The 26,369-nt window shown below is 60.8% G+C and carries 21 protein-coding genes; 17 read left to right on the forward strand and 4 right to left on the reverse strand.

Annotated elements, in window-relative coordinates; all coding sequences use genetic code 11:
- Positions 1–106 precede the first annotated feature (106 nt).
- Positions 107–424, forward strand: coding sequence for a Rieske (2Fe-2S) protein (locus QR290_RS25005; RefSeq protein WP_085689800.1), 318 nt, complete (start codon positions 107–109; stop codon positions 422–424).
- On the opposite strand, the gene sfsA is transcribed toward QR290_RS25005, so the two are convergent.
- Together sfsA and QR290_RS25015 are read right to left on the reverse strand one after the other, a co-directional pair.
- Positions 421–1,134, reverse strand: coding sequence for a DNA/RNA nuclease SfsA (gene sfsA, locus QR290_RS25010; RefSeq protein ID WP_289203813.1), 714 nt, complete (start codon positions 1,132–1,134; stop codon positions 421–423). The genes QR290_RS25005 and sfsA overlap by 4 nt on opposite strands.
- On the reverse strand, positions 1,134–2,306 hold the full coding sequence (locus tag QR290_RS25015; RefSeq protein ID WP_289203814.1) for a pyridoxal phosphate-dependent aminotransferase: 1,173 nt from the start codon (positions 2,304–2,306) through the stop codon (positions 1,134–1,136). Before QR290_RS25015 ends, sfsA begins: the two co-directional genes overlap by 1 nt.
- A gap of 334 nt (positions 2,307–2,640) precedes the next feature.
- Here QR290_RS25015 and dksA point away from each other — a divergent pair, with 334 nt between their 5' ends.
- The 14 genes from dksA (at position 2,641) to QR290_RS25085 (ending at position 21,977) form a co-directional block, all read left to right on the forward strand.
- Positions 2,641–3,084 (forward strand): RNA polymerase-binding protein DksA, encoded by a 444-nt coding sequence (gene dksA, locus QR290_RS25020; protein ID WP_007959616.1) that lies wholly within the window; start codon positions 2,641–2,643, stop codon positions 3,082–3,084.
- An 83-nt stretch (positions 3,085–3,167) separates the two neighbouring features.
- Complete coding sequence (gene gluQRS, locus QR290_RS25025) at positions 3,168–4,064, forward strand: tRNA glutamyl-Q(34) synthetase GluQRS (RefSeq protein WP_289203815.1); 897 nt, start codon at positions 3,168–3,170, stop codon at positions 4,062–4,064.
- A 77-nt stretch (positions 4,065–4,141) separates the two neighbouring features.
- Positions 4,142–4,318, forward strand: coding sequence for a hypothetical protein (locus QR290_RS25030; RefSeq protein WP_003176118.1), 177 nt, complete (start codon positions 4,142–4,144; stop codon positions 4,316–4,318).
- Positions 4,302–7,256 carry a sensor histidine kinase gene (locus QR290_RS25035; RefSeq protein WP_007959612.1) on the forward strand — a complete coding sequence of 985 codons (2,955 nt, stop codon included), beginning with the start codon at positions 4,302–4,304 and terminating at the stop codon, positions 7,254–7,256. Before QR290_RS25030 ends, QR290_RS25035 begins: the two co-directional genes overlap by 17 nt.
- Before the next feature lie 22 nt (positions 7,257–7,278).
- The gene (locus tag QR290_RS25040) at positions 7,279–8,715 is read left to right on the forward strand and encodes a sigma-54-dependent transcriptional regulator (protein ID WP_289203816.1); all 1,437 of its coding nucleotides are present in this window, start codon (positions 7,279–7,281) and stop codon (positions 8,713–8,715) included.
- Positions 8,716–9,450: 735 nt separating this feature from the next.
- On the forward strand, positions 9,451–10,848 hold the full coding sequence (locus QR290_RS25045) for a polynucleotide adenylyltransferase PcnB (protein ID WP_085689789.1): 1,398 nt from the start codon (positions 9,451–9,453) through the stop codon (positions 10,846–10,848).
- A 3-nt stretch (positions 10,849–10,851) separates the two neighbouring features.
- Positions 10,852–11,337 carry a 2-amino-4-hydroxy-6-hydroxymethyldihydropteridine diphosphokinase gene (folK, locus tag QR290_RS25050; protein ID WP_289203817.1) on the forward strand — a complete coding sequence of 162 codons (486 nt, stop codon included), beginning with the start codon at positions 10,852–10,854 and terminating at the stop codon, positions 11,335–11,337.
- Between the two features lie 320 nt (positions 11,338–11,657).
- Positions 11,658–12,458, forward strand: coding sequence for a 3-methyl-2-oxobutanoate hydroxymethyltransferase (gene panB / locus QR290_RS25055; protein ID WP_011335970.1), 801 nt, complete (start codon positions 11,658–11,660; stop codon positions 12,456–12,458).
- Entirely contained in the window at positions 12,455–13,315 is an 861-nt protein-coding gene (gene panC / locus QR290_RS25060) for a pantoate--beta-alanine ligase (RefSeq protein WP_289203818.1), read from the forward strand. The genes panB and panC overlap by 4 nt, the downstream gene beginning before the upstream one ends.
- 348 nt (positions 13,316–13,663) lie before the next feature.
- Entirely contained in the window at positions 13,664–15,328 is a 1,665-nt protein-coding gene (gene pgi / locus QR290_RS25065; RefSeq protein ID WP_011335972.1) for a glucose-6-phosphate isomerase, read from the forward strand.
- A gap of 192 nt (positions 15,329–15,520) precedes the next feature.
- Positions 15,521–17,458, forward strand: a complete 1,938-nt coding sequence (gene acs / locus QR290_RS25070; protein ID WP_289203819.1) for an acetate--CoA ligase — start codon at positions 15,521–15,523, stop codon at positions 17,456–17,458.
- A gap of 145 nt (positions 17,459–17,603) precedes the next feature.
- Positions 17,604–18,620: a class I SAM-dependent rRNA methyltransferase gene (locus QR290_RS25075; RefSeq protein ID WP_289203820.1), complete on the forward strand. Its 1,017-nt coding sequence runs from the start codon at positions 17,604–17,606 to the stop codon at positions 18,618–18,620.
- A 109-nt stretch (positions 18,621–18,729) separates the two neighbouring features.
- Positions 18,730–21,681: a DUF748 domain-containing protein gene (locus QR290_RS25080; protein ID WP_289203821.1), complete on the forward strand. Its 2,952-nt coding sequence runs from the start codon at positions 18,730–18,732 to the stop codon at positions 21,679–21,681.
- A complete protein-coding gene (locus tag QR290_RS25085) occupies positions 21,681–21,977 on the forward strand; it encodes a DUF2845 domain-containing protein (RefSeq protein WP_289203822.1) in 297 nt (98 codons plus the stop codon). The genes QR290_RS25080 and QR290_RS25085 overlap by 1 nt, the downstream gene beginning before the upstream one ends.
- Positions 21,978–22,144: 167 nt before the next feature.
- Here QR290_RS25085 and QR290_RS25090 read toward each other — a convergent pair whose 3' ends face one another.
- Together QR290_RS25090 and QR290_RS25095 are read right to left on the reverse strand one after the other, a co-directional pair.
- Positions 22,145–22,501: a BON domain-containing protein gene (locus tag QR290_RS25090; protein WP_115079239.1), complete on the reverse strand. Its 357-nt coding sequence runs from the start codon at positions 22,499–22,501 to the stop codon at positions 22,145–22,147.
- A 297-nt stretch (positions 22,502–22,798) separates the two neighbouring features.
- Complete coding sequence (locus QR290_RS25095) at positions 22,799–23,221, reverse strand: pilin (RefSeq protein ID WP_115079240.1); 423 nt, start codon at positions 23,219–23,221, stop codon at positions 22,799–22,801.
- Between the two features lie 226 nt (positions 23,222–23,447).
- Here QR290_RS25095 and pilB point away from each other — a divergent pair, with 226 nt between their 5' ends.
- Together pilB and QR290_RS25105 are read left to right on the forward strand one after the other, a co-directional pair.
- On the forward strand, positions 23,448–25,148 hold the full coding sequence (gene pilB / locus QR290_RS25100) for a type IV-A pilus assembly ATPase PilB (protein WP_289203823.1): 1,701 nt from the start codon (positions 23,448–23,450) through the stop codon (positions 25,146–25,148).
- 2 nt (positions 25,149–25,150) lie between these two features.
- The gene (locus QR290_RS25105; RefSeq protein WP_289203824.1) at positions 25,151–26,368 is read left to right on the forward strand and encodes a type II secretion system F family protein; all 1,218 of its coding nucleotides are present in this window, start codon (positions 25,151–25,153) and stop codon (positions 26,366–26,368) included.
- The last annotated feature ends 1 nt before the right edge of the window (position 26,369 follow it).

The following is a 26,369-nucleotide window of genomic DNA, read 5'->3' on the forward strand; positions in this document are numbered from 1 at the left end:
GGCAGCGGTCACCTCGCCACGGGCGAAGTCGGCCATTTGATAATTGTTTGCATTTGAACGTCAAGCTCGGACATATCCAGACACGAGCCGACACTTGAGGATAGCCATGAAGTTTCTTTGCGCGGGTGCCGATCTGGTTGAGGGCGGCAGTCGCGGTTTCGATATCGACGGGAAAAAACTGTTTGCCGTGCGTCGTGCGGGGCAGGCGTATGTCTACCTCAATCGCTGCCCGCATCGGGGCGTCGGCCTGGAATGGCATCCCGACCAGTTTCTCGACCCGAGCAACAGCCTGATCCAGTGCGCCACCCACGGCGCACTGTTTCTGATCGAGGACGGTGAATGCGTCGCCGGCCCCTGCGCCGGGCAATCGCTGACGGCCATTCCTTGCCGTGAAGACGCGCAAGGGTTGTGGATCGATGTTTAAGCGTTGAGCAGCACGTCCAGACGCCGGTCGATCACCATCTCTTCATGGCTCAAACGCACGCCGTACGCCAGGACCTCGACTCCGCATGCCACCGCCTCGCGCAACGCAGCGGCGTAGGCCGAGTCGATTTCCTCGGCCGGGCGCACCGCTTCGACACCCGTGAGATTGACGCAGTACAACTGCACCGCGCGAATCCCGTCCCGGGCCAGATGCGCCAGCTCACGCAAATGCTTGGCTCCGCGCTGGGTCACTGCATCGGGAAATGCCGCAATCGCCGTGCCGTCGAAACCCAGAGTGACACTTTTCACTTCCACGTATGCCGGCCCCGTCGGGTAATCGAGGCGAAAGTCGATTCGACTCTTTTCCTGTCCGTACGCTACTTCGCGCTTGAGCCTGGTAAAACCGTTCAGCTCACTGATGACGCCGGCCTGCAGGGCCTCTTCGACCAGTGCGTTGGCGCGTCCTGTGTTCACGCAAAACAGCCGGCCCTGTGGAGTTTCCCCGATTTCCCAGGTGCCAGGCAGTTTGCGCTTGGGGTCATTGGAGCGACTGAACCAGACTTGGCCGCCCTCAACCTGGCAATTGAGCATCGAGCCGGTGTTCGGGCAATGAATGGTCAGCAACTCGCCGCCAACGGTTTCGATATCGGCGAGAAAACGCTTGTAACGGCGGATCAACTGACCTTCTTCGAGAGGAGGATGAAAGCGCATCAGCCTTGCCAGCTCTTCAAGCCACGGGCGATGCGTTCCACCGCTTCCTGTAAGCGAGGGAGGTTTTGTGTGTAGGCAAAGCGCACATGATGGCCGGCCTGATAGCGGCCGAAATCCAGCCCCGGAGTAAACGCTACATGTTCGGTTTCAAGGAAATGCCGGCAGAACGCGAAGGCATCGCCGCCGAACTGGCTGATATCGGCATACAAATAGAACGCGCCTTCTGGTTCAACAGCGATGTTGAAGCCCAGTTCACGCAGTGCCGGCAGCAGGAAGTCGCGACGACGGCCGAACTCGGCGCGGCGCTCTTCAAGAATCGCGATGGTGTCCGGCTCGAAACAGGCCAGCGCCGCATGCTGGGACATGCTTGGCGCGCTGATGTAGAGGTTCTGCGCGAGTTTTTCCAATTCACTGACCGCCGCATCCGGCGCCACCAGCCAGCCGAGACGCCAACCAGTCATGCCGAAATATTTGGAGAAACTGTTGAGGACAAATGCACTGTCGTCCACTTCCAGCACACTGGCTGCGTCGGTGCCATAAGTCAGGCCGTGATAGATCTCGTCCACCACCAGATGCCCGTGACGCGCCTTGATGGCTGTGGATAACCCGGCCAGTTCATCACGGGTCAGAATCGTACCGGTCGGGTTGGCTGGCGAAGCGACCAGAGCACCGACGCTGTCGTGATCCCAGTGGCGATCCACCAGGTCCGGCGTCAGTTGATAGCGAACGTCCGGGCCAACCGGCACAAGCTGCGCCGCGCCCTCGACCAAGCGCAGAAAATGCCGGTTGCAAGGGTAGCCGGGGTCGGCCAGCAGCCAGTGTTTGCCCGGATCCACCAGCAGCGCACTGGCCAGCAGCAACGCGCCGGAACCGCCGGGGGTGATGAGAATCCGGCGTGGATCGATGTTCAGGCCGTAGCGCGTTTGATAGAAGCCGGAAATCGCCTCGCGCAGCTCGGGAATGCCACGGGCTGCGGTGTAGCGGGTTTTCCCGGCCGTCAGGGCTTGCTGGCCCGCGCGGATGATCGGCTCGGCGGTGGTGAAGTCCGGTTCGCCGATTTCCAGGTGGATCACGTCGTGGCCGGCGGCCTGCAATTCATTGGCCCGCGCCAGCAACGCCATCACATGGAACGGTTCGATCGCACGACTGCGCGCACTGTAGGGCTGAGCCATTGGCCTTCCTTCAACGAGGGAAAAGAAACGATTCTACCCATCTGCCGGAACGAGCGAGAACCCGCAGCGGTCACAGCCTCAAGAACACTGGACTGTAACGACCCGAGCGTACGCTCCAGGATTGACTAAAATCAGTGATTGAGCAGGTCTGCAACATTGCCCGACATGGCTTGGCAAACATTTGCAAGCCCCACCGGCCGCGCGCTCGACATCCGGGAGTAGCGCGGGCCGAATTGATCTGGTAAGTTCGCCCGCTTGCAGCCGCAGGGCCGGCAGGTGTCGGTGATGGAGCAATCCTGCGCAATGGATTACAAGAGTAGAGGCGGTCCATTTCATGCCCACCCAAGCAAAGCAACAGGCAAGTCAGACACTCAGCGGTTTCGAACCCTACGTCCCGAAAGCGGGCGAAGAGTACATGGGCGCTCCAATGCGCGCGCACTTCACCAAGATCCTGACCAAGTGGAAACTGGACTTGATGCAGGAAGTCGACCGCACTGTTGATCACATGAAAGACGAAGCGGCCAACTTTCCTGATCCGGCCGACCGTGCCAGCCAGGAAGAAGAGTTCGCCCTCGAGCTGCGCGCCCGCGACCGCGAGCGCAAACTGATCAAGAAGATCGACAAGACCCTGCAACTGATCGAAGACGAAGAGTACGGCTGGTGCGACTCTTGCGGCATCGAGATCGGCGTCAAGCGCCTTGAAGCCCGTCCGACTGCCGACATGTGCGTCGACTGCAAGAACCTGGCGGAAATCAAGGAAAAGCAGGTCGGCAAATAATCCCGGCCTGAACGAAAAACGGAGCGTGCGAACGCTCCGTTTTTGTTTCTGCTGTTTTTTGACTCTCAAGTAACATCGCCCTCATGACTGCCAACACCTCCCCCGCCTACATTGGCCGCTTTGCCCCAACCCCCAGCGGGCACCTGCACTTCGGTTCGCTGGTTGCCGCCCTGGCCTCTTATCTGGACGCACGCTCGGTGGGCGGTCGCTGGCTGGTGCGCATGGAAGACCTCGATCCGCCTCGCGAGGAACCGGGCGCGCAAGCGGCGATTCTCAAGGCGCTGGAAAGCTATGGCTTCGAATGGGACGGCGACATGGTCCGCCAGAGCGATCGGCACGAGGCCTACGCCCAAGTGCTCGACAGCCTGTTCAATCATGGCCTGGCGTACGCCTGCACCTGCTCACGCAAACAACTGGAGCCGTACCACGGCATTTATCCGGGACTGTGCCGCAATGCCGGCCATGGCCAGGAAGACGCGGCGATTCGCCTGCGCGTGCCGGAGCTGGAATACCACTTCATCGACCGGGTGCAGGGCGAATACCGCCAGCATCTGGGCCGCGACGTGGGGGATTTCGTGATCCGCCGCCGCGACGGCCTGTACGCCTACCAACTGGCAGTGGTGCTGGACGACGCCTGGCAGGGCATCACCGACATCGTGCGCGGCGCCGACCTGCTCGACTCGACGCCGCGCCAGCTCTATCTGCAAGAATTGCTGGGCCTGCGCCAACCGCGCTATCTGCATCTGCCGCTGATTACCCAGCCGGACGGCAACAAGCTCGGCAAGTCCTATCGTTCGCCACCGCTGGAAGTCGATCAGGCCACCCCGCTGCTGCTCCGCGCCTTGCGCGCGCTGGGGCAAAACCCGGGGCCCGAACTGGCCCACGCCTCGCCGCAAGAACTGTTGAACTGGGGCAGCGCCCACTGGGATGCCTTGAAAATCCCGCGCACACTGACCCTGCCCGAAGCGCAACTGAAGTGACGGCACTTGCAGTGGCGCGCCCATCCGTTACCATCGCCGCACGTTTTCGGGCACGCGCATAAAAAAGAGAGGCCGGGATGTACATCTATCGCTTGGTCCTGCTTCTGGTCGTGGGGATCTACCTGTTTTCTCCCGCCATCATGGATTGGTGGATCGACGCTACGGGCGCCTGGTATCGCCCTTATCTGCTCTGGCTGATCCTGATTGTCGTGACCTTCATCCTGCAGAGCCAAAAAGATGCCGATGAGCTTTAGCCTGACCCAGATGCTGCTGATCAGCGCCGCCTACCTGGCCGCGTTGTTCGGTGTGGCGTGGATCAGTGAACGGGGCATGATCCCGCGGGCGATCATTCGCCATCCGTTGACCTACACCCTGTCGCTGGGGGTCTACGCCAGTGCGTGGGCGTTCTATGGCACGGTGGGTCTGGCCTATCAGTACGGCTACGGTTTTTTGTCCAGTTATCTCGGGGTGTCCGGCGCCTTTCTGCTGGCGCCGGTGCTGCTGTATCCGATCCTGAAGATCACCCGCACCTATCAACTTTCGTCGCTGGCGGACCTGTTCGCCTTCCGCTTTCGCAGCACCTGGGCCGGTGCGCTGACCACGATTTTCATGCTGATCGGCGTATTGCCGTTGCTGGCGTTGCAGATCCAGGCCGTGGCCGACTCCATCGGCATCCTCACTGGCGAACCGGTGCAGAATCGCGTAGCCCTGGCGTTCTGTGCGCTGATCATCCTGTTCACGATCTTCTTCGGCTCCCGTCACATCGCCACCCGTGAAAAGCACGAAGGGCTGGTGTTCGCGATTGCCTTCGAATCGGTCATCAAACTGGCCGCCCTCGGCGGCGTCGGCCTCTACGCGCTGTACGGCGTGTTCGACGGCCCCCAGCAACTTGAACTGTGGCTGCTGCAGAACCAGACCGCCCTCGCCGCCCTGCACACGCCGTTGCAGGAAGGCCCGTGGCGCACGTTGCTGCTGGTGTTTTTCGCCTCGGCGATCGTGATGCCGCACATGTATCACATGACCTTCACCGAAAACCTCAACCCGCGCTCGCTGGTCAGCGCGAGCTGGGGCCTGCCGCTGTTCCTGCTGTTGATGAGCCTGGCCGTGCCGCTGATTCTCTGGGCCGGCCTGAAACTCGGCGCCACGACCAATCCGGAATACTTCACCCTCGGCATCGGCATCGCCGCCAACAGCAAGTCGCTGGCGTTGCTGGCGTATGTCGGCGGTCTGTCGGCGGCCAGCGGCCTGATCATCGTCACCACGCTGGCGCTGTCGGGCATGGCCCTGAACCATCTTGTGCTGCCGCTCTATCAGCCACCGGCCGAGGGCAATATCTATCGCTGGCTGAAATGGACTCGCCGGGCGCTGATCGTCGCGATCATCATGGCCGGTTTCTGCTTCTACCTGATGCTCGGCGCCGAGCAGGATCTGGCCAACCTCGGCATCGTCGCCTTCGTTGCGACCCTGCAATTCCTGCCGGGTGTGCTGTCGGTGCTGTACTGGCCGACCGCCAATCGTCGGGGTTTCATCGCCGGTCTACTGGCGGGGATTGTGGTGTGGGTCGTGACGATGCTGTTGCCGCTGGTCGGCAATCTGCAGGGGTTCTATATTCCGCTGCTGAACATGATCTACGTGCTGGACGACACCAGTTGGCACATGGCAGCCATCGCCTCGTTGGCGGCCAACGTCCTGATGTTCACGCTGATTTCGCTGTTCACCAATGCCAGCCCGGAAGAGGCCAGCGCCGCCGAAGCCTGCGCTGTGGATAACGTACGCCGCCCGCAACGCCGCGAACTGCATGCTGCTTCGCCACAGGAATTCGCCACACAACTGGCCAAGCCGCTGGGCGCCAAGGCTGCGCAGAAAGAAGTCGAGCAGGCCCTGCGCGACCTTTATCTGCCATTCGACGAGCGTCGCCCTTATGCCTTGCGCCGCCTGCGTGACCGGATCGAAGCCAACCTGTCCGGCCTGATGGGTCCGAGCGTCGCCCAGGACATGGTGGAAACCTTCCTGCCGTACAAGGCTGGCGGCGAAAATTACGTCACAGAAGACATCCACTTCATCGAAAGCCGCCTCGAGGACTACCACTCGCGCCTCACCGGTCTGGCCGCCGAACTCGACGCTTTGCGCCGCTACCACCGCCAGACCTTGCAGGAACTGCCGATGGGCGTCTGCTCGCTGGCCAAGGATCAGGAGATCCTGATGTGGAACAAGGCCATGGAAGAGCTGACCGGGATTGCCGCGCAACGGGTGGTCGGCTCGCGCCTGAGCACTATCGCCAATCCGTGGAAAGATTTGTTGCAAGGCTTCATCCACCTGCCCGACGAACATTTGCACAAACAGCATCTGGCCCTCGACGGCCAGACCCGCTGGCTGAACCTGCACAAAGCGGCCATCGACGAACCGCTGGCACCGGGCAACAGCGGCCTCGTGCTGCTTGTGGAAGACCTGACCGAAACCCAGATGCTCGAAGACAAACTGGTGCATTCCGAGCGTCTGGCCAGCATCGGTCGACTTGCAGCGGGTGTGGCCCACGAAATCGGCAACCCGATCACCGGCATCGCTTGCCTGGCGCAAAATCTTCGCGAGGAACGCGAAGAGGACGGCGAACTGACGGAAATCAGCGGCCAGATCCTCGAACAGACCAAACGCGTGTCACGCATCGTCCAGTCGTTGATGAGTTTCGCCCACGCCGGCAGCCATCAGCACAGTGACGAGCCCGTCTGTCTGGCGGAAGTGGCCCAGGACGCCATCGGCCTGCTGGCCCTGAACCGGCGCAATTTCGAAGTCCAGTTCTACAACCTGTGCGATCCCGATCATTGGGTCGAAGGCGATCCGCAGCGGCTCGCTCAGGTGCTGATCAATCTGCTCTCCAACGCCCGTGACGCCTCGCCTGCCGGCAGTGCGGTACGGGTCAAGAGCGAAGCCGGCGAACACACGGTCGATCTGATCGTCGAAGACGAAGGCAGCGGTATTCCGTCGAGCATCATGGACCGATTGTTCGAACCCTTCTTTACCACCAAGGATCCTGGCGAAGGCACCGGTCTGGGCCTTGCACTGGTCTATTCCATCGTTGAAGAGCATTATGGACAAATCACCATCGACAGCCCGGCTGATGTTCAGAGCCAGCGCGGCACCCGTATCCGGGTGACATTGCCGCGCCATGTCGAAGCGACGTCCGCTGTGAACTGAGACCGTCGAGAGTATCGAATCAATGCCGCACATTTTGATCGTCGAAGACGAAACCATTATCCGCTCCGCCTTGCGCCGCCTGCTGGAACGCAACCAGTACCAGGTCAGCGAAGCCGGTTCAGTGCAGGAAGCACAAGAACGCTTCAGTATTCCCACATTCGATCTGATCGTCAGCGACCTGCGGCTGCCGGGTGCTCCGGGCACCGAGCTGATCAAGCTCGGCCAGGGCACGCCGGTGCTGATCATGACCAGCTACGCTAGCCTGCGCTCGGCGGTCGACTCGATGAAGATGGGCGCGGTGGATTACATCGCCAAGCCTTTCGACCACGATGAAATGCTTCAAGCTGTCGCGCGGATCCTGCGCGATCGCCAGTCGGCGCCTGCTGCCGGCGAAGCAGCTCCCGCCAAATCGGCCAATGGCAACGGCAAATCCGCCATCGACAACAGCAATGGCGAAATCGGCATCATCGGCTCGTGTCCGCCGATGCAGGACCTTTACGGCAAGATCCGTAAAGTCGCCCCGACCGATTCCAACGTGCTGATCCAGGGCGAGTCCGGCACCGGTAAAGAACTGGTGGCCCGCGCCCTGCACAACCTGTCGAAACGCGCCAAGGCACCGATGATCTCGGTGAACTGCGCAGCCATTCCGGAAAGCCTGATCGAGTCCGAACTATTCGGCCACGAGAAAGGTGCGTTCACCGGTGCCAGCGCCGGTCGCGCCGGTCTGGTGGAAGCGGCGGACGGCGGCACGCTGTTCCTCGACGAGATCGGCGAGTTGCCACTCGAAGCTCAGGCTCGTTTGCTGCGCGTATTGCAGGAAGGCGAGATTCGCCGGGTTGGTTCCGTGCAGTCGCAGAAAGTCGATGTCCGGTTGATCGCTGCAACCCACCGGGACCTCAAGAGCCTGGCGAAAATCGGCCAGTTCCGTGAGGACTTGTACTACCGCCTCCACGTGATCGCATTGAAACTGCCGGCCCTGCGCGAGCGTGGCGCCGACGTCAACGAAATCGCCAATGCGTTCCTCGCTCGCCAGAGCGCGCGCATCAACCGCACCGACCTGAAGTTTGCCGCCGATGCCGAACAGGCAATTCGTCACTATTCCTGGCCGGGTAACGTGCGGGAGCTGGAAAACGCCGTCGAGCGCGCGGTGATTCTGAGCGAAAGCCCGGAAATCTCTGCCGACCTGCTGGGTATCGACATCGAGCTGGGCGATCTGGAAGACGACGAATTCATCGGTCTACCGGCGCAAACGGCCGGTAACGCCAGCAACAGCAGCCACGAACCGACCGAAGACCTGTCACTGGAAGACTACTTCCAGCATTTCGTGCTCGAGCATCAGGACCACATGACCGAGACCGAACTGGCGCGCAAACTGGGCGTCAGCCGCAAATGTCTGTGGGAACGCCGTCAGCGTCTGGGCATTCCACGGCGCAAGACCGGGGTCGCCAGCGAGAGCTGAACGTTACCTGTCGAGTGTGCGGGTTACCGTTGAAGATGTGAAAAAACTGTTACCTCAGTCTTTTCACGTAACAGAAGCCGGGGTTATCGGTAACGAAACCCCGGCTTTTTTTCGCCTTGCGAAAACGGTTATATCGACCTAACCCCTTGTTTTATTGGGGTTCGCAAAAGTTGGCACGGCACCTGCTATATGTTTGGTACAAGAACAATAACAAGCAATGCACAAGACAATAAAAATAAGACGAATCGACTCACGCACAATAAAAACAAGACGGCGAGAGGCGCAGCTAACTGATTCTTTTGGAGAGGCGTTGTATTTGGGGCTAGCCCCACGACCAGGCCGAGAACAACAAAAAACTGTCTTAAGACAGAGCCTGTACTGGTTGGATCGCAAGATCACTACAACACAGCGACCAAAGCAATCCGTTTGCTCTTGGCTCCCGATTGGGAGGGTCATGAAGGAAAAGCTTCATGGCGAGGGCACTCAACAAAAACAAGAAGCCCGAATCAATAATAAAAAGAGCACGCAACTACTTCTTGGGGAGCTTCGGCTCCCCTTGTAGTTTCTCCTTCACGGCAAATCCCCCCTTCCGATGCGTCTTCGCTCCCTCTAGCCTGCGGCTTGCAGCGCAAATCGGCAGCGTCCTACACCATCCCTCGACTAAATGCTAGAATCCCGGCCCATCATGCGGTCATTCTCTGGTATGGCCGAACATTCCTTCAAACAGTGCATCCCATGCTGAAGAAGCTGTTCCAGTCATTCCGAACTCCCCTGCGTCGTACGCAACACATCCGTAGCACGCCTGAAGTCCTCAACAGCGGCCAACATTCGCTGCAGAAGGCGCAATTCAGCCGTTACGCGGTCAACATCGTCGAACGTCTGCAGGGCGCCGGCTACCAGGCCTATCTGGTTGGCGGTTGCGTGCGAGACATGCTGCTGGGCATCACGCCCAAAGACTTCGACGTCGCCACCAGCGCCACCCCCGAGCAGGTGCGCGCCGAATTCCGCAATGCGCGGATCATCGGTCGCCGCTTCAAGCTGGTACACATCCATTTCGGTCGCGAAATCATTGAAGTCGCGACCTTCCGCGCCAATCACCCGCAAAACGAAGACGACGAAGACAGCAACCAGTCCTCGCGCAACGAGAGCGGGCGCATTCTGCGTGACAACGTTTACGGCACCCTGGAAGAAGACGCGCAACGCCGCGACTTCACCATCAACGCCCTGTATTACGATCCGGTCAGCGAGCGCATCCTCGATTACGCCAACGGCGTACACGACATCCGCAATCACCTGATCCGTCTGATCGGCGACCCGAAGCAGCGTTACCAGGAAGACCCGGTGCGGATGCTGCGGGCCGTGCGTTTCGCCGCCAAGCTCAATTTCGGTATCGAGAAGCACACCGTCCAGCCGATCCGCGAACTGGCGCCGATGCTGCGCGAGATCCCGTCGGCCCGTCTGTTCGAGGAAGTGCTCAAGCTGTTCCTCTCCGGCCACGGTGCCATCACGTTCGAGATGCTGGTCGACCTGCAACTGTTCGCGCCGTTGTTCCCGGCCAGTGCCGATGCGCTGGAACACAACCCGGAATACACCCACACGCTGATCAGCGAAGCACTGACCAACACCGACCTGCGGATCAAGCAGAACAAACCGGTAACCCCGGCGTTCCTGTTCGCCGCGCTGCTGTGGCCTGCCCTGCCAGCCCGTGTGTTGCGTCTGCAAGAGCGCGGCATGCCGCCGATTCCGGCGATGCAGGAAGGCGCTCACGAACTGATCGCCGAACAGTGCCAGCGCATCGCGATTCCAAAACGCTTCACCATGCCGATCCGCGAGATCTGGGACATGCAGGAACGCCTGCCACGCCGCAGCGGCAAACGCGCCGACCTGTTGCTGGACAACCCCCGCTTCCGAGCCGGCTACGACTTCCTGTTGCTGCGTGAAAGCGCCGGCGAGCAGACCGATGGCCTGGGTGAATGGTGGACTGATTATCAGGACGCCAATGACAGCGAGCGTCGCGACATGATCCGCGACCTGAGCGGCAAGGGTGATGACAGTGGCGCACCGCGCAAGCGTCGCCGCAGCAGCGGTTCCAAGCGCAAACGTGCTGGCGCACCGAGCGCCACGGGCGAATAAGGCATGGAACGCATCTACATCGGCATGGGCAGCAACCTGGCTGACCCGGCCGAACAACTGCGCAGCGCGGTCGACGCACTGGGGCAATTGCCCGACACCAAACTGGTCGGCGTATCTGCCTTCTACCAAAGCGACTCGCTGCTGCCGGGCCAACCGCGTTATACCAACGCGGTTGCCGCACTCGACAGCGCGCTCGCCCCGCTGGATCTGCTCGATGCCTTGCAGGCGATCGAAAACGATCAGGGCCGCGAACGCCTGGAGCGCTGGGGCCCGCGCACGCTGGACCTGGACATCCTGTTGTTCGGTGATCGCCTGATCGATGAACCGCGCCTGAAAGTCCCGCATTACCACATGCAGGAACGCGCGTTCGTTCTCTATCCCCTGGCCGAACTGGCACCCGAAGATCTACGCCTGGCCGATGGCCGCACCCTTGCCGATCTTCTCGCCGCCTGCCCGTTCGTCGGCCTCGAACGCCTCTCTCACGCCTGATACAAACCGCTGATGCGGGCGCCCATCGGCTCCCGCATTTTGCTTTCTTGTAGGACAAAAACCCCGCAAATCAGGCCCGCCGGCCCGCTGAAACGCATCAGTAACGCCGGTAACACTCCCCTCGTAACAATGCGGTAACACATGCAATTGACTTCCTGAGGCCTCATCACGACTATAGGCGTCCCGCTGCCGCCAACCCGGCATACAAGGGCGCAATCCAGGCCTTATAAGCACGACAAAAGAGCGTGCGCCTGAATAGATGACGAATCACGCGCGTTACTCGCAGTAGTTTCCAGAGCGCCTGAACGAGGATTTCTTACATGCCAGCCATCACCCTGACCACGCTCCAGAGCCTCAAGCAGAAAGGTGAAAAGATCACCATGCTGACCTGCTATGACGCGACCTTCGCCCACGCCTGCAACGAGGCTGGTGTCGAAGTGCTGCTGGTGGGCGACTCCCTCGGCATGGTCCTGCAGGGTCACGACAGCACCCTGCCGGTGACCACTGCAGAAATGGCCTACCACGTTGCCAGCGTCAAACGCGGCAACTCTGATGCCCTGATCCTGGCCGACCTGCCGTTCATGGCCAACGCCACCCTCGAACAAACCATGACCAACAGCGCGCTGCTGATGCAGGCTGGCGCGCACATGGTCAAGGTCGAAGGCGCCTTGTGGCTGGCGGACTCGATCCGCCTGCTGGCCGAGCGCGGTGTGCCGGTCTGCGCCCACATGGGCCTGACCCCGCAAGCCGTGAACATTCTCGGTGGCTATAAAGTGCAGGGCCGCAACGAAAACCAGGCACGCCAGATGCGCGCCGACGCGATCTCGCTGGAGCAGGCCGGTGCAGCCATGCTGCTGCTCGAATGCGTGCCGAGCGAACTGGCGGCTGAAATCACCCAGGCGGTGAAGATTCCGGTGATCGGCATTGGCGCCGGCAGCGACACCGACGGTCAGGTGCTGGTACTGCACGACATGCTCGGTCTGTCGATCAGCGGCCGCGTGCCGAAATTCGTGAAGAACTTCATGCAGGGTCAGGACAGCATCCAGTCCGCGCTGAAGGCTTACGTCAGTGAAGTCAAAGCCACCACTTTCCCCGGGATCGAACACGGATTCTCTGCATGAACACCGTCAAAACCGTACGTGAACTGCGCGCCGCCGTGGCGCGCGCCCGCAGTGAAGGCAAGCGCATCGGCTTCGTGCCGACCATGGGCAACCTGCACAGCGGCCACATTGCCCTGATCACCAAGGCCACCCAGCGCGTGGACTTCGTGGTCGCGAGCATTTTCGTCAACCCGCTGCAGTTCGGCGCCGGCGAAGACCTCGACAAGTACCCGCGCACCTTGGCGGCGGATCAGGAAAAACTGCTGGAGGCCGGGTGCGATCTGCTGTTCGCCCCGACCGTCGAAGAAATGTACCCCGACGGCATGGCCGGGCAGACCCGGGTCAGCGTGCCGCAACTCTCCGAAGGCCTGTGCGGCGCCAGCCGTCCGGGGCATTTCGAAGGCGTGGCGACCGTGGTCAGCAAGCTGTTCAACATGGTCCAGCCGGACCTGGCGATCTTCGGCCAGAAAGACTTCCAGCAACTGGCGGTAATCCGCGCGCTGGTGCACGACCTGAACATGCCGATCCAGATCATTGGCGAGCCGACCGTACGCGCCGCCGACGGTCTGGCGCTGTCTTCGCGCAACGGTTTCCTCAGTGAAGAACAGCGCGCCGTGGCGCCGGTGGTCTATCGCACGCTGAGCGCAATTGCCGAGTCGATCAAGCAGGGTGAGCGCGACTTCCCTGCTTTGATCCAGGCGCAACGCCAGCAACTGGAAGCCGCCGGCTTGCGTCCGGACTACCTGGAAATTCGCCACGCCCTGACCCTGCGTCCGGCAACAGCGGAGGATCGTGATCTGGTGATTCTGGTCGCGGCATTCCTTGGCACCACCCGGTTGATCGACAACCTGCACCTGAATCTCGACACCCCCGCCTGAACACCGGCAAACGCTGGGGGAGCAACCCCGCTCCCACAGCGTTTGTACGCACTTCCATACCGTATTGCTGAGCACCTGCCCATCGGGCAAACTGCCGCCGTTCGACTCCACGCGATAAGCAGGGACTTGCTCGCAGTACTCGCCGTCTGTCGGCCCCGTCTGTTATCAATGTTAAAAAAGTACCGAAAACAGGTCAGACAAAGCCAAGACAGATCGCGGCGCTGGGTTTACTGTATTCGCCCTGCGCCAAAGTAATCGTGTCGACGCAGTTGCCCCCTCGCCCAAACATGGCGGGGAGGTCTTTTCAGAGTTCAAAAGGCCGTTCAAGTAAAAAGGAAAACCGCAGCGATGGCGTACTACCGCACTCCTCATGACGTTACCGCTCTGCCTGCCTGGCAAGCGTTGAAAGATCACCGCCAAGCCATGCAGGATTTCAGCATGCGCGAAGCCTTCAACGCCGATCCGCAGCGCTTCAATCAGTTCACCCTCAGCAGCTGCGGACTGTTTCTCGACTATTCGAAGAATCTGATCAACGCCGAGACCCGCAACCTGTTGGTGGGTCTGGCCAACGAAGTCGATCTCAAGGGCGCGATCAAGGCCCTGTTCGACGGCGAAATCGTCAACTCCTCCGAAGGCCGCCCGGCGCTGCACACCGCCCTGCGTCGCCCGGTCGGCGACAAGTTGTCGGTCAACGGCGTCAACGTGATGCCTGAAGTACACAAGGTGCTGAACCAGATCACCGATCTCGTGGGCCGCATCCACGACGGTCTGTGGCGCGGTTACACCGAGAAGCCGATCACTGACGTGGTGAACATCGGCATCGGTGGTTCGTTCCTCGGCCCCGAGCTGGTCTCCGAAGCCCTGCTGTCCTACGCCCAGAAAGGCGTGCGTTGCCATTACCTGGCGAACATCGACGGCAGCGAGTTCCACGAGCTGACGCAAAAACTGCGCGCCGAGACCACGCTGTTCATCGTTTCGTCGAAATCGTTCAACACCCTCGAAACCCTGAAAAACGCCCAGGCCGCCCGCGCCTGGTACCTGGCCCAGGGTGGTTCGGAAGCCGAGCTGTATCGCCACTTCATCGCCGTATCGAGCAACAACGCGGCAGCCGTGGCCTTCGGTATCCGCGAAGAAAACATCTTCCCGATGTGGGACTGGGTCGGCGGTCGTTACTCGCTGTGGTCGGCCATCGGCCTGCCAATCGCGCTGGCCATCGGCATGTCCAACTTCAAGGAACTGCTGTCCGGTGCCTACACCATGGACCAGCATTTCCAGAGCGCACCCTTCGAACAGAACATGCCGGTACTGCTGGCCCTGCTCGGCGTGTGGTACGGCAACTTCTGGGGCGCGCAAAGCCACGCGATCCTGCCGTACGACCACTACCTGCGTAACATCACCAAGCACTTGCAACAGCTGGACATGGAATCCAACGGCAAGAGCGTGCGTCAGGACGGCACTCCGGTGTCGACCGATACCGGCCCGGTAATCTGGGGCGGCGTCGGCTGCAACGGTCAGCACGCTTACCACCAACTGCTGCACCAGGGCACCCAGCTGATCCCGGCCGACTTCATTGTGCCGATCGTCAGCTTCAACCCGGTCTCCGACCACCATCAGTGGCTATACGCCAACTGCCTGTCGCAGAGCCAGGCGCTGATGCTCGGCAAGACCCTGCCGGAAGCCGAAGCGGAACTGCGCGACAAGGGCATGAGCGAAGACCAGGTACAGAAACTCGCACCGCACAAGGTGATCCCGGGCAACCGTCCGAGCAACACCCTGGTGGTCGAGCGCATCAGCCCGCGTCGTCTCGGCGCACTGGTGGCGATGTACGAACACAAAGTCTTCGTGCAAAGCGTGGTCTGGGGCATCAACGCCTTCGACCAGTGGGGCGTGGAACTGGGCAAGGAACTGGGCAAGGGCGTCTACAACCGCCTGGTCGGCAGCGAAGAAACCGCCGCTGAAGACGCGTCCACCCAAGGCCTGATCAACTACTTCCGCGGCCGTCACCGCGGCTGATTTGATCGCGCTGTAGTAACCCTGTGGGAGCGAGCTTGCTCGCGATTTCGGTTATTCATTCAACATCAACGTTGACTGAAACTCCGCCATCGCGAGCAAGCTCGCTCCCACAGTTGTTTTGCGCGTGACTTGAACCTGTTGACCTCTCGGCGCATCTTTATCCTTGTCGCACAACAAGAATAAGGAACCGTCATGTTCGATATCAGCACGTTCCCCAAAGCCGATGCCGTCCGCCGGGCTGCACAGTTGAGTCAGGACGACTACCAGCGCCTGTACCGCGAATCCATTGAACACCCCAGCACCTTCTGGGCCGAACAGGCCACCCGCTTCCTCGACTGGAGCACGCCTTGGCAGACCGTCCAGCGCTATGACCTGAAGACCGGCGAAGCCGCCTGGTTTGCCGGTGGCAAGCTGAACGTCAGCTACAACTGCATCGACCGCCACCTGGAAACGCGCGGCGATCAGACCGCCATCCTCTGGGAAGGCGACGACCCTGCAGAATCGACACAAATCACCTACAGCAAACTCCATCACCACGTCTGCCGCCTGGCCAACGTGCTGAAAAGCCGTGGCGTGAAGAAAGGCGACCGGGTGTGCATCTACATGCCGATGATCCCCGAAGCGGCTTACGCGATGCTCGCCTGCGCGCGGATCGGCGCGATTCATTCGGTGGTGTTTGGCGGTTTCTCCCCGGATTCCCTGCGCGACCGCATTCTAGATGCCGACTGCCGCACCGTGATCACCGCCGACGAGGGCGTGCGCGGTGGCAAATTCGTGCCGCTGAAACAGAACGTCGACAAGGCCCTGCAGAGTTGCCCGAATGTCAGCACCGTCGTGGTGGTCGAGCGTACCCAGAACAAAGTCGACTGGGTCGAAGGCCGCGATCTCTGGTATCACCAGGCCGTGCGCGACGTCAGCGACGATTGCCCGCCGGAACCGATGGACGCCGAAGATCCGCTGTTCATCCTCTACACCTCCGGCAGCACCGGCAAACCCAAGGGCGTGCTGCACACCACCGGCGGTTACCTGCTGCAAGCGGCGATGACCTTCAAGTACGTGCTCGACTACCGCGACGGCGAAGTGTTCTGGTGCACCGCCGACGTCGGCTGGGTTACCGGCCACAGTTACATCGTCTACGGCCCGCTGGCCAACGGCGCCACCACCCTGATTTTCGAGGGCGTGCCGAGCTACCCGAGCACTTCGCGCTTCTGGCAGGTGATCGACAAACACAAGGTCAACATCTTCTACACCGCCCCCACCGCCCTGCGCGCCCTGATGCGTGAAGGCGCCGGTCCCTTGCAGGAAACGTCTCGCGAAAGCCTCAGATTACTCGGCAGCGTCGGTGAGCCGATCAATCCCGAAGCGTGGGAATGGTATTTCAACGTCGTAGGCGAACAGCGCTGCCCGATTGTCGATACGTGGTGGCAGACCGAAACCGGCGGCATCATGCTCAGCCCGTTGGTCAGCGCCCAGCAGATCAAACCGGGCTGCGCCACCCAACCGATGTTCGGCGTGCAACCGGTGCTGCTCGATGAGCACGGCAAGGAGATCAAGGGCGCCGGCAGTGGCGTGCTGGCGATCAAGTCGAGCTGGCCGGCGCAGATCCGCAGCGTCTACGGCGATCCGCAGCGCATGGTCGATACCTACTTCAAGCCTTACCCCGGTTACTACTTCACCGGCGACGGCGCCCGCCGCGACGAGGATGGCGATTACTGGATCACCGGACGCATCGATGACGTGATCAATGTCTCCGGCCATCGCATCGGCACTGCCGAGGTGGAAAGTGCGCTGGTGCTGCACGACAGCATCGCAGAGGCCGCTGTGGTCGGTTATCCCCACGACGTCAAAGGCCAGGGGATTTATGCGTTCGTCACACCGATGAACGGCACCGAGCCCAACGATGAGTTGAAGAAAGAACTGCTGGCCCACGTCAGCAAGGAAATCGGCAGCTTCGCTAAACCGGACCTGATCCAGTGGGCCCCGGCCCTGCCCAAAACCCGCTCGGGCAAGATCATGCGGCGAATCCTGCGCAAGATCGCCTGCAACGAACTCGACAGCCTCGGCGACACCTCGACGCTGGCGGATCCGAGCGTGGTGCAGGGCTTGATCGATAAACGCTTGAACCAGTAAGACCGCAAAAGCATCGCGAGCAGGCTCGCTCCCACAGGGACTTATGATCGTCTGTGGGAGCGAGCCTGCTCGCGATGGGAACCCCTCGATTGCCTGCCAAACTGCTAAACTCCCGCGCCCCGATTCCCTCCAGCAAGGCGCCTGCATGTCTTCCTTGAACCTGGCGCTGCGCGCCGCCCTCGATCAACGCCAGGATCTGCTCGCCGAGCTGCACCGCCAGGGCACCGACTGCTACCGGCTGTTCCACGGCAGCCAGGAAGGCGCCGGCGGTCTGACCATCGACCGCTACGGCCCGCAACTGATGGTGCAAAGCTTCCACCAGACGCTGGCGCGCGAAGACCTGCTGCAACTGCACGCCATAGTCAACCAGACCTTGGGCCTTGAAACCCTGCTGGTCTACAACGACCGCTCCCGTGGCAACTCGCGGATCGACCGTGAAGACAGCGTCTACCGCGCCGACGACGCAGCGCTGGCCGATCTGGTCGGCCACGAATGGGGCCTGAATTATCGTGTGCGTGGACGTCATGCCGGGCAGGATCCGCTGCTGTTCCTCGACCTGCGCAACACCCGCGGCTGGGTCAAGGATCACGCCAAGGGCAAAAGCGTGCTCAACCTGTTCGCCTACACCTGCGGCGTCGGTCTGAGTGCAGCGGCCGGCGGTGCGCGCGAGGTGTGCAACCTGGATTTCGCCGAGGGCAATCTGGCGGTCGGCCGTGAGAACGTTCAGCTCAACCCACAGTTGCCGACCATGGAATTCATCCAGTCCGACTACTTCCCGGCGATCCGCCAACTGGCCGGTCTGCCGATCAGCCAGCGTCGCGGGCAGAAACTGCCGAGCTATCAGCGTCTCGAACAGCGCCAGTACGATCTGGTGCTGCTCGACCCGCCCGCGTGGGCCAAGAGCGCGTTCGGCACCGTCGACCTGCTGCGCGATTATCAGAGCCTGCTCAAGCCAGCCCTGCTGACCACCGCCGAGAATGGCGTGCTGATCTGCTGCAACAATCTGGCGAAAGTCAGCATGGACGACTGGCGCGAACAGGTGCTGCGCTGCGCCGAAAAAGCCGGGCGGCCGGTGCGTGAATGGAGCGTGATGACACCGGGCCGGGACTTCCCGTCGATGGATCAGCAGCCACCGCTGAAGACCCTGATCCTCCAGCTCTAAATGCTGCCAAGGAAATTTCCCACGGAAAAATCTGAACAATCCTGAGCATGGGCATTTGCTTCGGAACCGGAATCGCGTGCCATACTCCAAGGCACTCCGATTCAGACAGATGAAGCCGCACATGCCCAAAGGATTGATTCGCGCGATTGGCGCCCTGTTGACTGCTCTGGCCCTCTACAGCCTGCTGGGGTTCCTGATTTTGCCGGGCATTGCGCTCAGGGTGGTGAATCAGCAACTGGCCAACTACGCCACGGTGCCGGCGCATCTGCAGCGCATCGAACTCAACCCGTTCAGCCTTGAACTCACGCTGTGGGGCCTGGTGATCGGCGAGCCGGGCAAGGAACAGGTCGGCTTCGAACGGTTGTACGCCAACCTGCAACTCGACAGCCTGTGGACCAAAGCCCTGCATCTGTCCGACATCGAACTGGAAAAATCCAAAACCGAGATCCTGTTTGCCAAGGACGGTCAGCTCAACCTTCTCGGACTGTTCAAGCTCCCGGCCAGCGAACCGACCCCGGCCGATCCCGACGCCAAACCGTTTCCGCTGCGCATCGACCGGATCCAGCTGGCCGGTGGCAACCTGCATTTCGTGGATGCGCGTCCCAGCGAGCCAATCGAGTTCGTCTACGACAAGCTCGATTTCGAGCTGAAAAACCTCAGCACCCTGCCCGAAGACAACGCCGACATGACCCTCGTCGCGATCGGCCCGGCCGGTGGGCAGATCGACTGGAAAGGCAACTTCAGCCTGGTTCCGATCTCCTCCGAAGGCACGCTCAAGATTACCGACGGCAAGATGAAAGCCTTCTGGCCCTACGTGCGCGACGCCGTGCCACTGGTGCTGGAAGAGGGTGTCGTCAGCCTGAGCACCGACTACAAGCTCAACCTGTCCAAGGAAACCGAACTGCTGCTGAGCAATGTCGCGGTCAACATCGCGCCGTTCGCCATCAAGGCGCCGGACGGACGTCAGCTGGCGAAACTCGAGCGTCTCGACGTCAGCGACACCACCGTGGATCTGGCCAAACAGCAAGTGGTGGTCGGCAAGATCCGCAGCCAGAAACTGGAAACCTGGGCAGCGCTGGAAGCGGACGGACAACTGGACTGGCAGAAACTGTTCGCCAGCCAGCCATCGAAACCCGCCGCCAAAGCTGCGGCGGAACCGAAAAGCACTCCGGCCGCCGCCGACTCGCCGAAACCCGAGCCGACCGCGCCGAGCAAGCCGTGGCAAGTGCTGCTCAAGGACGTGCAACTGCGCGACTATAAAGTGCATCTGGCCGATCGCTCGGCGAAGCCGGAAGTCACCCTGGATGTCACCCCACTGAACGTCGATCTGCAAAATTTCGACAGCCTCAACGGCTCGCCCTTCAACCTCAGGCTCGACACCGGCCTGGGCAAGCAAGGCAAGATCAGCGCCGACGGCGTGGTCAACCTGGCCCCGGTCACCGCGCAGCTCAACGTGAAAACCCAGGACATCGACCTGCGGGTCGCACAGTCCTACATCAATCCGTTCATTCGCCTCGAGCTACGCAGCGGCATGCTCGGCAGCGACCTGAAAGTAAACCTGAAAAGCACCGACCCGCTGGCCCTCAGCGTCACCGGCCGTGCTCAGGTCGATCAACTGCACACCCTCGACACCCTGAAAACCCGCGACTTCCTCAAGTGGCAGCAAGTGGTGGTCGAAGGCCTCAACTATCAGCACGGCGACAGCCTGTCGATCGACAGGATCAACCTGTTCCAGCCGTATGCGCGGTTCATGATCAACGATGACCGCACCACCAACATCGACGACCTGCTGATTCCGCAGCCGGCCGATTCCGGGGCGAAGACCGCTGCGGCGAAACCGGCGAGCAATGACAAACCGCTGGGCATTCACATTGGTGGCATCGCGATCAATGACGGCTCGGCCAACTTCGCCGACTTCAGCCTGACCCCGAACTTTGCCACCGCAATCCAGCAGCTCAACGGCCAGATCGGCACCATCGACAGCCGTCAGGCGAAGCCCGCCAGTGTCGACATCAAAGGCAAGGTCGACCGCTATGCGCCGGTGACCATCAAGGGCGCGGTCAACCCGTTCGACCCGATGGCCAGCCTCGACATCGCCACCAGTTTCAAACGGGTCGAGCTGACCACCCTGACGCCTTACTCCGGCAAGTTCGCCGGCTACCGGATCCGCAAGGGCCGGCTCAACCTCGACCTGCATTACTTGATCACCAAAGGCCAGCTCAAGGCCGAGAACAAGGTAGTAGTCGAGCAACTGCAACTGGGTGAGAAAGTCGACAGCCCGGATGCCGTAAGCCTGCCGCTGAAACTGGCGATCGCCCTGCTCAAGGACGTCGACGGCAAGATCTCCATCGAGCTGCCGGTCACCGGTGACCTGAACAATCCGCAATTCAGCGTGATGCCGATTGTCTGGCAGACCCTGCGCAACCTGATCGTCAAAGCCGCCGCTGCACCGTTCAAGCTGATCGGTGGACTGGTCAGCGGTGGCGGCTCGGAAGACCTCGGCACCGTGTCCTTCGCACCGGGTTCCAGCGACCTGAGCAAAGACGCCGAAGCGGCGCTGGTGAAACTGTCGCAAGCGCTGAAGGAGCGTCCGGCCCTGCGCCTGGAAATCGAAGGCACCGCTGCGAAAAGCAGTGACGGTCCGTTGATCGCCGAACAGCGTCTGGAGCGTGAATACCAGTACAACTACTACAAGATGCTCCAGCGCCGGGGCGACAAGGTGCCGGCACAGGCCTCGTTGATCCAGGTACCGGACAACGAAAAAGGTCCGCTGCTGGAGGGCATCTATCGCACCCGCCTGAAAACCCAGCCACCGGCCGAATGGAAGGATCTGGGCAAGGAAGAACGCACGGCGAAAATGCGCGCCGACGTGATCAAGTTCTGGAGCTCCAGCGACGTGCTGCTGCGCCAGCTCGGTCAGGACCGCGCCAGCAGCATCAAGGACTATCTGGTGGACAAGGGCCAACTGGCCGACGATCGCGTGTACTTCATCGACGCCAATCTCGGCGAAGCGGAGAGCGACGGCCGGGTGGTGACGCAAATGCATCTGGATGCCGAGTGATGAACTGCAAATGGCTGACTGCACTGGGGCTGGCGTTGATCGCCAGCCAGGCTGCGGCCTCCGATACCCTGCGCTGCGGCAGCCAGCTGGTGAGCCTTGGCGATCGCGCCAGCGAGGTGCTGCAAAAATGTGGGGAGCCGGTCAGTCGCGATCTGCTCGGTTACAAGCGCAGCGCCAACCGTCGGGAAGAGTTTCAGGTCGAGGAATGGACCTACGGCCCGAGCAACGGCATGTATCAATACCTGCGCTTTGAAGGCAATCGCCTGAAACAGATCAACAGCAAACGCGGCAACTGACCTCCCCCACTTTTCCTGCCCCTGAAATAGAACAGGCCCCGACACATGTGCCGGGGCCTGTAATGGCCACAATCCGTGTGGCCGTTCGCATGAACTCTAAAGTGCGGCAGACGTATTGCTCGGCCCGCCTGTCGCGTCTTCTCCCGGTCCAGGCGAGAAGTCTTGCCTTACTCGGCTTTCAGGCCGTCAGCGGAGACCGCTTTGACGCCTTTGATTTTCTTGGCGATGGCAACAGCGGTAGTTTTCTGAGCCTCGGTCACTGCAACAGTGGAGGACAGGGAAACGACGCCTTTGTTGGTTTCTACTTTGATGTCAGTGCCTGGAATGCCTTTTTCGGTAACCAGGTCGCTTTTGACTTTAGTGGTGATCCAGGTGTCGGAAGTAGCTTCTTTCGCCTTGGTCATTTCACCGGCAGCCAGGGTCATTGGCGCTTGGGTGGTCTGAGTCGATTGGGCAAATGCGCCGGTGGCCATGGTCAGGGTCAGCGCGGTAGCAGCAGCGGCAGTGATAGCGAACTTCTTCATACGAGTAACTCCTGTTTTTCTGGAAAGTCTGCTGCGTGTCTTGTCAGCAGGGTTACCGGAGATATTGCGAACGCTGTGCCAACTTTTAAAATCAGAATAAACCCTTATAAATCAATAAGTTAAAAACAATGGATTTTTCCGGAATCATGCAAATTGCATGACCGGTGAAATATCTGCATGCAAGTTGCGGCTTTTCGGAAAGTTCCTAACACCCTGAAATTATTGAAGCTTTTGCCAGGTGGTCGACAAAACGAAAATGCCCCGCAGAGCGGGGCATCGTTCGGACTACAAAACGGATCAGGTGCCGCTCGCAGTGCAGCCTTTAGGTGAATAGTCCGGGGCGACGGTCGTTGCACATGACCAGCCGTTGGCAGCGGTACGGGTGAGCGTGATGGTTTTGCCCACTACGGGTGCTGGCGCATTGGCCAGCGTACAAACGATGGTGCCCGCTCCATCTGCAGCCGTCCCCGAGGCGGTCAGTGCACAGTTGGAGGTGGTAGTGCCCGCATCGCCCTTAACCGCGGCCAGTGTAGGGTTCGTTCCTTGATTGATGATGTCTTCGAACGGCACTTTCATTGCCGAGATCTCGGCCAGCCCCGCCGTTACCTTCGACCGCGCCTGATATTTGGAGTACTGCGGCAAGGCAATCGTCGCCAGAATCCCGATGATCGCCACAACGATCAGCAGCTCGATCAGAGTGAAACCTTGTTGTTTCTTCATAGACACGCTCCATGCATGAGTCGGAATCTCATGATCTGAACAGGACTCAGCACAGCCCGTGCCAAGCGTCCGCAGCCCCCGCCCACTGGGCGCCATCCGGCTGACGTGCCGATTCCTACAACCCGTAACCGCACTATCTGACACTTTTTGTCACCTGCACCCCGCGTGTTTGGCGCTGTCACTTGACTAGGCTATAAGTCATGAACGGCAAGCACGTGGAAACCCCATGAATGACATCGCTCTGAGCGGTCTGGCCAAACAATTGGTCCAGGCCGAATTGCTCACGGAAAAGAGTGCCCAGCAAGCCTGGCAACAGGCGCAGCGCAATCGCCTGTCGCTGGTCAGTTACCTGGTGCAGAACAAACTGGTGAAGAGCTGGCAGGTCGCCGAGATTGCCTCGGAGCATTTCGGCATGGCATTTCTCGACCTCAACTGCCTCGACAAGGAAACCCAGCCCAAGGGCCTGGTCAGTGAAAAACTGGTGCGCCAGCACCACGCCCTGCCCCTTTGGCGACGCGGCAACAAACTGTTCGTGGGGATTTCCGACCCGAGCAATCATCAGGCGATCAATGACATTCAGTTCAGCACCGGGCTGAGCACCGAAGCCATTCTGGTCGAGGACGACAAGCTCACCGACGCCATCGAAAAGTTCTTCGACACCCACGCCACCGGCCTGGAGGAGATGGCGGATGTCGACCTCGACGGGCTGGACATCGAGTCGGTCGACGACAGCAAGCAGGACACACTCGGCGGAATCGACGCGGACGATGCCCCGGTGGTGCGCTTCGTACACAAGATGCTGCTGGATGCGATCAAGAGCGGCTCGTCCGACCTGCACTTCGAGCCTTACGAAAAGAACTACCGGGTGCGGGTGCGCACCGACGGCATTCTGCGGGAGGTGGCCAAACCGCCGATTCAACTGGCCGGGCGCATTGCCGCACGCCTGAAAGTCATGGCCAGTCTGGACATTTCGGAACGGCGCAAACCCCAGGACGGGCGGATCAAGATGCGTCTGTCGAAGAGCAAGTCGATCGATTTCCGGGTCAACACCCTGCCCACGCTCTGGGGCGAGAAAGTGGTGATGCGGATCCTCGATCCGTCCAGTGCCCAGATCGGCATCGATGCCCTCGGTTACGAGCCGGAGCAGAAAGACCTGTACATGGCGGCCCTCAAACAGCCGCAAGGCATGATTCTGGTAACGGGGCCCACCGGTTCGGGCAAGACCGTGTCGCTGTATACCGGGCTGAACATCCTCAATACCGTCGACATCAACATCTCCACCGCTGAAGACCCGGTGGAGATCAACATGGAAGGCATCAACCAGGTCAACGTCAATCCACGTCAGGGGATGGACTTTGCCCAGGCGCTGCGCTCGTTCCTGCGCCAGGACCCGGACGTGATCATGGTCGGCGAGATCCGCGACCTCGAAACCGCCGAAATCGCGATCAAGGCTGCTCAGACCGGGCACCTCGTGCTGTCCACCCTGCACACCAACAGCGCCGCGGAAACACTGATCCGTCTGCACAACATGGGCATTCCCGGCTTCAATATCGCAACCTCGGTGAGCCTGATCATTGCCCAGCGGCTGGCGCGAAAACTCTGCAGCCACTGCAAGAAACCCATCGAAATCCCTCGCGAAACCCTGATCAAGGAGGGCTTCCCCGAGGAACGCATCGGCCATTTCACGATCTATGAGCCCGCCAGCTGCGATCACTGCAACGGCGGTTACAAGGGTCGCGTGGGGATTTATGAAGTGGTGAAGAATACTCCCGAGCTGCAACGGCTGATCATGGCCGAGGGCAACTCACTGGAAATCGATATCCAGATGCGCCGGGACGGCTTCAACGACCTGCGCACCTCGGGCCTGATCAAGGCCATGCAAGGCATCACCAGCCTTGAAGAAATCAACCGGGTCACCAAGGACTGAACATGGCGGTCAAGGCAGCGAAAATCAGCGTCTACGCCTGGGAAGGCACGGACCGCAAAGGCAGCAAGGTGACCGGCGAGTTAAGCGGTCTGAACCCCGCACTGATCAAGGCCCAATTGCGCAAGCAGGGCATCAACCCCGGCAAGGTACGCAAGAAATCCGCCTCGCTGCTGAGCTTCGGCAAGCGCATCAAGGCCCAGGACATTGCCCTGTTCACCCGGCAGATGGCGACCATGATGAAGGCCGGCGTGCCCCTGTTGCAGTCGTTCGACATCATTGGCGAAGGCTTCGAAAACCCGGCCATGCGCAAGCTGGTGGACGAGGTGAAACAGGAGGTCGCCGCCGGCAACAGCTTCGCCGCCGCGCTGCGCAAGAAGCCGCAATATTTCGACGAGCTTTACTGCAACCTGGTGGATGCCGGCGAGCAGTCCGGCGCCCTCGACACCCTGCTGGAACGGGTTGCGACCTACAAGGAAAAGAGCGAAAGCCTCAAGGCCAAGATCAAGAAGGCCATGACCTACCCCACGGCCGTAGTGCTGGTGGCGGCGGTGGTCACCGGGATTCTGCTGATCAAGGTGGTGCCGCAGTTTCAGTCGGTGTTCTCCGGCTTCGGTGCCGAACTGCCGGCCTTCACGTTGATGGTGATCAGCCTGTCCGAATTCATGCAGCAATGGTGGTGGGCGATTCTCGGTTTGCTGGTAGCCGGTTTCTTCGGCACCCGCCATGCCCTGAAAAAATCCCAGGCCTTGCGCGACCGGCGCGATGCCTGGTTTCTCAAGCTGCCGCTGGTGGGCACACTGATGTACAAGTCCGCCGTGGCACGGTTTGCCCGGACCCTGTCGACCACCTTCGCAGCCGGCGTGCCGTTGGTGGAAGCGCTGGACTCGGTGGCCGGGGCCACCGGCAACGTGGTGTTCAAGCGCGCCGTGCTGCGCATCCGCCAGGACGTTTCCACCGGCATGCAGCTGAATTTCTCGATGCGCTCCACCGGCATCTTTCCGAACATGGCGGTGCAGATGACCGCCATCGGCGAGGAGTCCGGCGCACTGGACGAGATGCTCGATAAAGTCGCAGGTTTCTATGAGGACGAGGTGGACAACATGGTCGACAACCTCACCAGCCTGATGGAGCCGTTCATCATGGTGGTGCTGGGGGTGATCGTCGGCGGTCTGGTGGTGGCGATGTATCTGCCGATCTTCCAACTCGGCTCAGCGATCTGAC

The sequence above is a fragment of the Pseudomonas fluorescens genome, from assembly GCF_030344995.1.
GTDB lineage: Bacteria > Pseudomonadota > Gammaproteobacteria > Pseudomonadales > Pseudomonadaceae > Aquipseudomonas > Aquipseudomonas fluorescens_BF.